General features: G+C 62.0%; 6 protein-coding genes. 3 read left to right on the plus strand and 3 right to left on the minus strand.

The features are described from left to right. Window positions 1–170 precede the first annotated feature (170 nt). Together groL and groES are read right to left on the minus strand one after the other, a co-directional pair. Window positions 171–1,808, minus strand: coding sequence for a chaperonin GroEL (gene groL / locus ACESSC_RS09670; RefSeq protein WP_022094352.1), 1,638 nt, complete (start codon window positions 1,806–1,808; stop codon window positions 171–173). Window positions 1,809–1,904: 96 nt separating this feature from the next. After that, complete coding sequence (groES, locus tag ACESSC_RS09675) at window positions 1,905–2,198, minus strand: co-chaperone GroES (protein ID WP_022094351.1); 294 nt, start codon at window positions 2,196–2,198, stop codon at window positions 1,905–1,907. A gap of 284 nt (window positions 2,199–2,482) precedes the next feature. On the opposite strand from groES, the gene ACESSC_RS09680 reads away from it, so the two are divergent. Both ACESSC_RS09680 and ACESSC_RS09685 read left to right on the plus strand, forming a co-directional pair. Continuing rightward, a complete protein-coding gene (locus tag ACESSC_RS09680; RefSeq protein WP_373162725.1) occupies window positions 2,483–2,851 on the plus strand; it encodes a hypothetical protein in 369 nt (122 codons plus the stop codon). Between the two features lie 98 nt (window positions 2,852–2,949). Next, window positions 2,950–4,980, plus strand: a complete 2,031-nt coding sequence (locus tag ACESSC_RS09685) for an LTA synthase family protein (protein WP_373162726.1) — start codon at window positions 2,950–2,952, stop codon at window positions 4,978–4,980. Window positions 4,981–5,585: 605 nt separating this feature from the next. Here the strand turns inward: ACESSC_RS09685 and ACESSC_RS09690 are convergent. Further along, window positions 5,586–7,223 carry an amidohydrolase gene (locus tag ACESSC_RS09690; protein ID WP_373162728.1) on the minus strand — a complete coding sequence of 546 codons (1,638 nt, stop codon included), beginning with the start codon at window positions 7,221–7,223 and terminating at the stop codon, window positions 5,586–5,588. A 168-nt stretch (window positions 7,224–7,391) separates the two neighbouring features. On the opposite strand from ACESSC_RS09690, the gene ACESSC_RS09695 reads away from it, so the two are divergent. Continuing rightward, window positions 7,392–8,855 carry a M20 family metallopeptidase gene (locus ACESSC_RS09695; protein WP_373162730.1) on the plus strand — a complete coding sequence of 488 codons (1,464 nt, stop codon included), beginning with the start codon at window positions 7,392–7,394 and terminating at the stop codon, window positions 8,853–8,855. Window positions 8,856–8,978: the final 123 nt, after the last annotated feature.

Here is an 8,978-nt window from a genome sequence, read left to right on the forward strand (position 1 = left end):
GCGCAAAATGGATTCTAAAAAACACCTTGCCAAATAGGAGCGTCAGGACGCAAAGAGGCTCCGCAGCGCGAAGCGCGATGCGGAGCCTCTTTGCATGTCCGAGGACGTTCCGGAGAGAAACCCCCGTCACGCCCCCGGATCCCCGGTGGGAATTCTAGACCTTGTCGGCTTTAGTACATACCGCCGCCCTGCTGACCAGCGGTGGCAGCAGCGATAGCGTCCTCAAGCTGAGTGTTCTTGGGCACATCGGAGACGGTGGCCTCGGTGATGAGGATCAGGCTGGCGACAGAAGCAGCGTTCTGCAGGGTAACGCGGCTGACCTTGACGGGGTCGAGGACGCCCATCTCGATCATGTCGCCCCACTCGCCGTTGGCAGAGTTGAGACCCTGGCCGGCGGGCAGCTCGGCAACCTTGTCGACCACGACAGCGCCCTCAAAGCCAGCGTTCTTGGCGATGGTAGCAACCGGAGCAGTCAGAGCCTTCTTGACGATGTCGACACCGATCTTCTCCTCGGGGTCGTCAAGCTCAACGGCGTCGAGCGCAGGAGCAGCGTCCATGAAGGCGACGCCGCCGCCGGCGACAATGCCCTCCTCGACAGCAGCGCGGGTAGCCTGCAGGGCGTCCTCGACGCGGTGCTTGATCTCCTTGAGCTCGGACTCGGTAGCAGCGCCGACCTTGATGACGGCAACGCCACCGGAGAGCTTGGCCAGGCGCTCCTGGAGCTTCTCGCGGTCGAAGTCAGAGGTGGTGTTCTCCATCTCACCCTTGATCTGAGCGATGCGGGCGTCGATGGCCTCCTTGGAGCCAGCGCCGCCGACGACGACGGTGTTGTCCTTGGAGATGGTGACGGACTTGGCGGTACCGAGCATATCGGCGGTGATGTCAGCGACCTTCACGCCCAGCTCGTCCAGGGCAGCCTGGCCACCGGTGAGGACGGCGATATCCTCGAGGATGCGCTTGCGGCGATCGCCGTAGCCCGGGGCCTTGACGGCGCAGACGTTGAGGGCGCCACGGATCTTGTTGAGGACGAGGGTCGGCAGAGCCTCGCCATCGATGTCCTCAGCGATGATGAGCAGGCCACGGCCAGCGCGCTGGACAGCCTCGAGAACAGGCATGATGTCCTGGACGCTGGAGATCTTCTGGTCGGTGATGAGGATGTACGGATCCTTCATCACGGCCTCCATGCGGTCGTTATCCGTGACGAAGTAAGCGGAGACGTAGCCCTTGTCGAACTGCATGCCCTCGACGGTGTCGATGGTGATGTCGAACGTCTGGGAATCCTCGACGGTGATGACGCCGTCCTTGCCCACGACCTCCATGGCCTCGGCGATCTTCTCGCCGACCTCGGGGTCACCGGCGGAGATGGTACCGACAGAAGCAATCTGCTCCTTGGTCTCGACCGGCTTGGCCTGCTTCTTCATCTCGGCGACGGCGGCGTTGACGGCCTTGTCGATGCCGCGACGGATGGCCAGCGGGTTGGCGCCAGCGGCGACGTTGCGCAGACCGTCGTTGACGATGGCTTGAGCGAGCAGGGTTGCGGTGGTGGTGCCGTCACCCACGGTGTCGTTCGTCTTGGTGGCGACCTCCTTCACCAGCTGGGCACCCATGTTCTCGATGTTGTCCTCGAGCTCAATCTCCTTGGCGACGGAAACGCCGTCGTTGGTGATGGTCGGGGCACCAAACGTGCGCTGCAGAGCAACGTAGCGACCCTTGGGGCCCATGGTGACGGTAACGGCGTCGGCCAGAGTGTTGACACCCTTGGCGAGCTTAGCGCGGGCATCGGTGTTGAACGTAATGTTCTTTGCCATGGTAGGTAATCCTCCAAAAGAAACGTGACTCGCGTCGCCGCTTCCGAGTCCTATGCGGCGGGCGCGTTCAAAGACGAATCAGAGATTCTGACGAGACTAGGCCTCGACAACAGCGTAGATGTCGTCGGCGCGCATCAGCAGATACTTCTCGCCGTCGACCTTGACCTCGTTGCCACCGAACTTACCGTAGATGACAACGTCACCGACCTTGACGTCCATGGGGATGCGCTCACCCTTGTCGTTGACCTTGCCGGCACCAACGGCAACGATGGTGCCGCGCTGCGGCTTCTCCTGGGCGTTGCTGGCGATATACAGACCAGAAGCGGTCTTCTGCTCGGCCTCGTCGGGCTTGACCAGAACACGATCTGCAAGCGGCTTCAAAGACGACATGCTTGTCTCCTCCTTTTTGGGCCGCGTGGTTATGCCACGCGAATTAACCCTTTTTGTTTGCGTACGCGTTGAATGGTACCCACGAATGGCGGGTTATACAACACGGAGTCAAAAAATCTTATTTTTTGGCACTTAGATTTTCTGAATGCCGGGGGATAACTTAGCAGTGGCTCCCGGGGCGGACCGGAGGGCATGAAGTTTTAGCGCGGCAACTTTGTGAATCAGCTTCTCAAGACTACAATCCTCCAGATGAAATATGCCCAGATGAGAGGAAGGGAGGGCAGATGACTGATGAGCTGAGCACCTCGGCATGGCGCGATATAGCACAGAATCGCGATGCACGCGACTCCATGCCGCCCGTTCGCACTCGCCTGCTCGCCCTGGCTCTCGTCTTCGCCCTTCTCGCGGTAACCATCCTCTCCCCCATCGCAGCCGCCCATGAGTTGCATCATGACTGCACCGGCGCGGGCTGCGCCATCTGCGCCGAGCTCGCCGGCAATCTGTCGATCGCCCGTGGCGGCGACACCGTCCCCGTGGGCGCGACATCGTTCATCGCCCTCTTGCTGATCTCCGCCCTAGCCGTCATCGGCACCGAGCGATCTTCATATGCCCCGGTCACCCTATTATCCCTCAGGGTCCGTCTGGACGATTAACGGCTCCCAATCGAATCAAATAGCTACCGCGTGCCACAGCGGCATCGCCTTCGGCCGTCGGCACCCCGGCGCAACCGTTTTCAATTCAGGAGCAATCTATGACCGACCATCCCTACCCCCGTACGCTGGCAACGATCGGCGGCGCATCGATATGCTCGATGCTCGCCCTCGAGCTGCCCTCCAACCATGAACTATGGAAGATGCGGCCCGGACCGGCACTTTTGGAGCTTTTGCTCATCTTCTGCTTCTTGTGCCTGTTGTTCTATCTGCCGCACCGCCGTAAGACCCCCGCAATCGTGGGCATCGCTGCGCTTGCCAGCATCGGTATCGCCGAGTACTTCGTAATCACGTTCAAATCGATGCCCATCCAACCCGGAGACCTGTTCGCCCTCTCGACCGCTGCGACGGTCGCCGGCAGCTACACCTATGAGCTCAGCACTTTCTGCTTCATGGGGCTTGCCGCCGCGGCCTTGGGAATCGCGCTTATCGTCCTCATTCCGCGTGATGCATGTGGGCGACCGCCGCGCCGCGCATCGGAAACGTCCCCCGAGCCCATCGACCATGCGATGTCTGCGTCCTTGAAATCGAAGGACTCAAAGGCGTCTCCGGCAACCGAGGGGACATCGACAGCGCCGAGGGAGCATCCAGTCGCAACCAAATCCAAACTCCCCCTCTCCGTCGACCGTCGTACCGCACTTGTTGCCGGAGCCGCACTGGGGGCGCAGGCCTTCATCAGCTATTACGACACCTTGGGCATCAAGCTTCATACCTGGAAGCCCCTCGAAAGCTATTACAGTCAGGGGTTTCTCCCCACCTTAATTTCGAGCGCGCAAAAAATGGTGCCGCCTAAACCCAAGCACTACAAGAGCGGTGAGGCCTCGGCGATCATCAAGCGCCTTGCCGCGCGCTGGAACGCGGGCACGAACGGCATCGCCGACCCCTCCCGTGCCGCTGCCGTCGAACAGTTTGACCAGCTCAAGCCCTCAGTCATCTGCATCATGAACGAGTCCTTCGCCGACCTTTCAATCTTTAACGAACTGGGCTGTGGCTATAAGGGGCCCGAGCGCTTCAAAGCCATCGATAACGCGCTTCTGCAGGGAGTGAGCTACATGAGCGCCTTCGGTGCCGGCACCTGTAACAGCGAGTTCGAGTTCTTAACCGGACACTCCATGGCATTCCTGGGCGCTGGCGTCTACCCGTTCATGAGCTACAACCTGGCCCCGAGCGAGAACCTCGCCCGTCAGTTCAAGAGACTCGGCTATCGCACCGTGGCCATGCACCCCAACCACGCCACCAACTGGAATCGCGAGAACGTCTTCGCGGACATGGGATTCGACGAGTTCCTCTCGATCGAGGACTTCGCCGGCGCACCCGAGCTCTGCCGCAAGGTCACCGACGCCGCCACCTACGACAAGTGCCTCGAGGTACTAAAGCAGAGCGACCAGCCGATCTTCATCCACGACGTGACGATGCAAAACCACTCCGCCTATGACACGGGCTTGGTGCCCACCGACCAGCAACTGCACCTTGCCGTCGAAGGTGTGTCCGACAAAGTTATCACCTGGACCAATGAATACTGCTCGCTCATGGAAGCGTCCGATGCCGCCTTCGCCGCCTTCCTGGAAAAGCTGCGTGATCTCGACCGCCCCGTCGTCGTGGTGATGTACGGCGACCACCAGCCGTTCTTCACCGACCGCTACAACGACCTCTACTTTACCGATGAGGACGATGCCACCCATACCGAGCGCATCTGGCAGACGCGCTATGTGGTCTGGGCGAACTACGATGTCGCCGGCAACGCACAAACGAGTGAGCAACTCAACACAAGCATCAATAACGTCGGTGCACTCGCACTCAATGCCATCGGTGCCCCGCTCACCGCCTACCAACGCGCACGCTTGCAAAACCGAGCGCACATGCCGGCGATAAACGTAGTGGGGGCGCAGGATGCGCACGGCGTTTGGTATACAGCCGAGGCCAAGAACGTTCCCGCCAAGACCGCTAATGCGCGCGATCGCCTGGACCGCATGCAATATCGTAAGCTCTTCGACCACGAAGGCTCGGTCTTTGCCACCCATAAGCAGGCGGCCGCCAACGAAACCGACCCCAACGCAGCTCCGGGAGCCTAGGGTTGACCAATCTCGGGCCCGGTATTCAGAAAAGTCAGTGCAGCAAAATGGCGATGCGGACAGCGACTTGGGCATGGTTTTCGCCGCTCGCACGGGTCCCCTGGGGAGCAGCGTGCATTTTTGGGAGTTTTCAGCAGGCCAGGACGGCTGCATACGCGCCGGACACACCATATTGGTCCCAAGAACGCCTTTGACCGGCGATTTGGGTCGACGGGCAAACCCCGTCAGGACAAAAAGGCGTGCCTCGCGCCGCACCGGACCCCAAAATGACGTCGATCTCCGCAATGCCACCCGACTGCAGCGGCACCGGCAGAGCTCACGGTGCTGAATACTCCATTTTTTGCACGGCCCAGGCGGGGGTACATCAGGACCGGAAAGAACGTCTCAACTTTTTTATGCAATCTGCAACTGGAAGTATGCAAAACGCTAAGAGAAAGCATCGCCGATGTCCCAATTGAGCGCGCGGAGCAGCAGCGCTTCCACCCTGCGCCCAAATCCAGCAGAGAGGGGACGCTCCTAACGAACCCCCATCGGCAAACAAACGCGGCTCGAGCGCCATCCCAAAATAGGCTGCCCGAGCCGCGTTTAACGGTACGGCATGAATATTAGCGCTCGTAGATTAAGTTGCCCGCCAGGTAGGTGGCCTGAACCTTGGTGGCTTGCAGCTCTTGGGGGTCGATGGTGAGCGGGTTTTGGTCCAGGACTACCAGGTCGGCGTATTTGCCGGGCTCTAGGCTGCCGAGGTTTTGCTCGTCGCCCGCTGCGTACGCGCTGCCAAGCGTGTAGTTGCGCAGGGCCGTTGCCGCGTCGATACGCTCGCTGGGGAGCCAACCGCCCTCGGGCCAGTGGCTGCGGGGGTCTTGGCGCGTGATGGCCGTGTAGAGCACGTTCATGCTGGTAACGGCTGTGATGGGGCTATCGGTACCGAAAGCTTGGCGGATGCCGCGCTGCTTATAGGTCGCAAACGGCCACATGATGCGGCTGCGTTCCAGGCCCAGGTCGCGCTCCGGGCCACCCGGGTCGAGCGTGATGTGGCAAGGCTGGCTCGAGGCAATGACGTTGAGCTTGCGCAGACGATCGATGTCCTGAGGCAGCAGATTCTCCAGGTGCTCAAGCGTATTGTGGCCGTGCTGGGGCAAGCCGTAGAGCTCTGCCGCCTCCTCAAAGATATCGAGCGCAGCATGGATGGCACCGTCGCCGATAACGTGGATGCGCACGGTATGGTCACGCTCGGCTGCCGCCAAAACCAACTTGCGCATACGCTCGACAGGGACCGTCAGGCGGCCCTGGTCGCCCGGGAAGCGCGGGTTGGTATAGGGCTCAGTGAGGTATGCGGTATGCTCGCTCGACACGCCGTCGAAGAACTGTTTAAAGCCTGGCGCCGAGAGCAGCGCGTTGTTCGCGTAGCGGGTCTGGAGTTCTTCCAAGCGCGATTGGTCATCCAGCAGCGTGGGAAACAGATGGGCGCGGATGCCCAGCTTGCCGGCGGCCTGCAGCTTGTCGTAAACATCGTCGCGAATAAAGTCGCAGCCCGGCATGGGCATGAGCGACATATCGCAGATTGAGGTAATGCCCTGCTCGGCCATGCGTTTCATTTGGTCGGCATACGAGCTCGCAATGCGGTCCTCGCCCAGCCACTCAAGACAGCGCGGCAGCAGCTGCATGGCAGCCGCCTCGTGAGCAATGCCCGTGAGCTCGCCGTTTGCGTACTTGTCGTAGCTGCCGCCCGCTGGCGGCTCACTGTCGCGCGTCACGCCGAGTGCCTCGAGTGCGCGGCTGTTGAGCCACAGCGTGTGCCCGTCGCCCGAATACATAACGCAGGGACGATCGGGGAAGGCCGCATCGAGCGACGCCTTGGTGGGATGCTCGGGCGGGTCCCAGCGGTAGTCGCGCCAGCCCTGCGTCACAACCCAGGCGTCGTCCGGCAGGCCCTGGGAAAACTCGAGCGCGTGCTGTACCAGCGCCGCCTCGGACGTGCCCATATCCATGAGCATGTACGGCGAGGAGCCAACCGAAGTATGAAAGAAATGCAGGTGCGCATCGTGGAAACCGGGGCAGACAAACTGCTCGCCGTAATCGACCACCGGCGTGGCGGCAGGGGCGGCGTCAATCACGTCATCGGGCGCACCGACTGCGACGATGCGATCGCCCGCGATGGCAATCGCCAGCTCGCGGGTGGTATCGATGCCGTCTTGTGCGGTAAAGACGTTCTTGGAGCGGATTATCCAATCGATATGTTGCATGGGCATCCCCATCTCTGGCAGGAAATTCAACACCCCCGAGTGTACTCCCCCGCCCCCGTTACAAAATGCCAAGCGGCAAACGGCAACTTTGCCAGGCCAAGTGGCAGGTGGCATACTGGAAAGAGCTTGTACGATTTTGCGATAAAACCAGCAAGGAGCAAATCGACCATGACGAAGACCAAGGCACAGCAAATTATGGCGGCAACCGAGGTTCGCGCGGCAGACGACGTCACCGCGGCCATCCAGGATATCGCCGCCGAGTTTGAACCCTACATCATCAAGCAGCGCCGGCACTTCCATAAGCACCCGGAGCTGAGCCTTGCCGAGGAGCGCACGACTTCCGACATCGCCAACCAGCTCGACGCCATGAATATCCCCTACGAGCGCCCCCTTAAGACAGGCCTGGTGGCGACCCTTCGCGGCACCGCGCCCGACGCCTATCGCGAGGACGGCACGCCACGCCGCCGCATCCTGCTGCGCGCCGACATCGACGCCCTGCCCGTCACCGAGCAGACCGGCGAGGAGTTCGCCAGCGTCAACGAGGGCTGCATGCACGCCTGCGGCCACGACTGCCATATCGCCATGATGCTCGGCACACTGCAAATCCTGCGCCATATGACCGACGACATCCACGGCGAAGTCCGCATCGTCTTCCAGCCCAGTGAGGAAAACGGCCAGGGCGCCAAACTCATGATCGGCACGGGCGTGCTCGATGGCGTCGATGGCGCCTACGCCGCGCACATCTGGAGTGAGGTCGACGCCGGCACCGTGAGCTGCGAGCCCGGACCGCGCATGGCCAATACCGACTGGTTCCGCATCGACGTCCGCGGCACCTCGTGCCATGGCGCCATGCCCCAGCGCGGCCACGACGCCGTTATGGTTGCCGCCGAAATCGTCAACGCCCTGCAGACCATCGTCTCGCGCGAGATTAGCCCCTACGAACCCGCCGTCATCACCGTCGGCGAACTGCACGGCGGCACCGCGCGCAACGTTATCGCCGGCACGGCGTACCTCGCCGGCACGGTGCGCACCTATGGCGACAAGACGCATGAGGAAATGCCCGAGCTTATGCGCCGCATCGTGGAGCACACCGCAGCAGCACTAGGCGCCGAGGCCGAACTCACCGACTACACCATCGCCAACTACAAGGTCGAAAACGATGCCGCCTCGAGTGAGCGCTGCCGCCAAGCTGTGCTCAAGTGCCTGGGCCCCGCAGGCGAGGGCCATTACCGCGGCACGCTTTCGGGCGAGGACTTCTCGGAGTACCTGCGCCGTGTGCCGGGCGTGCTCGCCTTTGTAGGTACGCGCAACCCCAAGATTGGCGCCACGTTCGCCCAGCATTCCTGCTTCTACAAGATCGACGAAACCGTGCTGGCAAAGGGCTCCATGGTGGCCGCCCAGTATGCCATCGACTTTTTGGCCGAGCCCACGCAAGAGGAGCTCGACGGCCCCACAATCGCCGCGGTTGCCGAGACCAATCCCGACCTGGCCGCCAAGCTGCGCTCTGCCAAGGCAACGGCCGTCGAGGCGCGCGACGCCATGCACGATGCTCGCACTGCCCGCCATGCCGCCATCAAGGGCATCCACGATGCACGTGCCGCCGCTCGCCGCGAAGAGAAGCATTACGAGTAGTCGATTCGCTACCATTTCGCAGTCATAACCACATCGCGATATCAAAGCGGGGGGGGGGGGGGGGGGGGGGGGGGGGGGGGGGGGGGGGGGGGGGGGGGGGGGGGGGGGGGGGGGGGGGGGGGG

Source organism: Collinsella aerofaciens (genome assembly GCF_964243765.1).
GTDB classification, from domain to species: domain Bacteria; phylum Actinomycetota; class Coriobacteriia; order Coriobacteriales; family Coriobacteriaceae; genus Collinsella; species Collinsella aerofaciens_BU.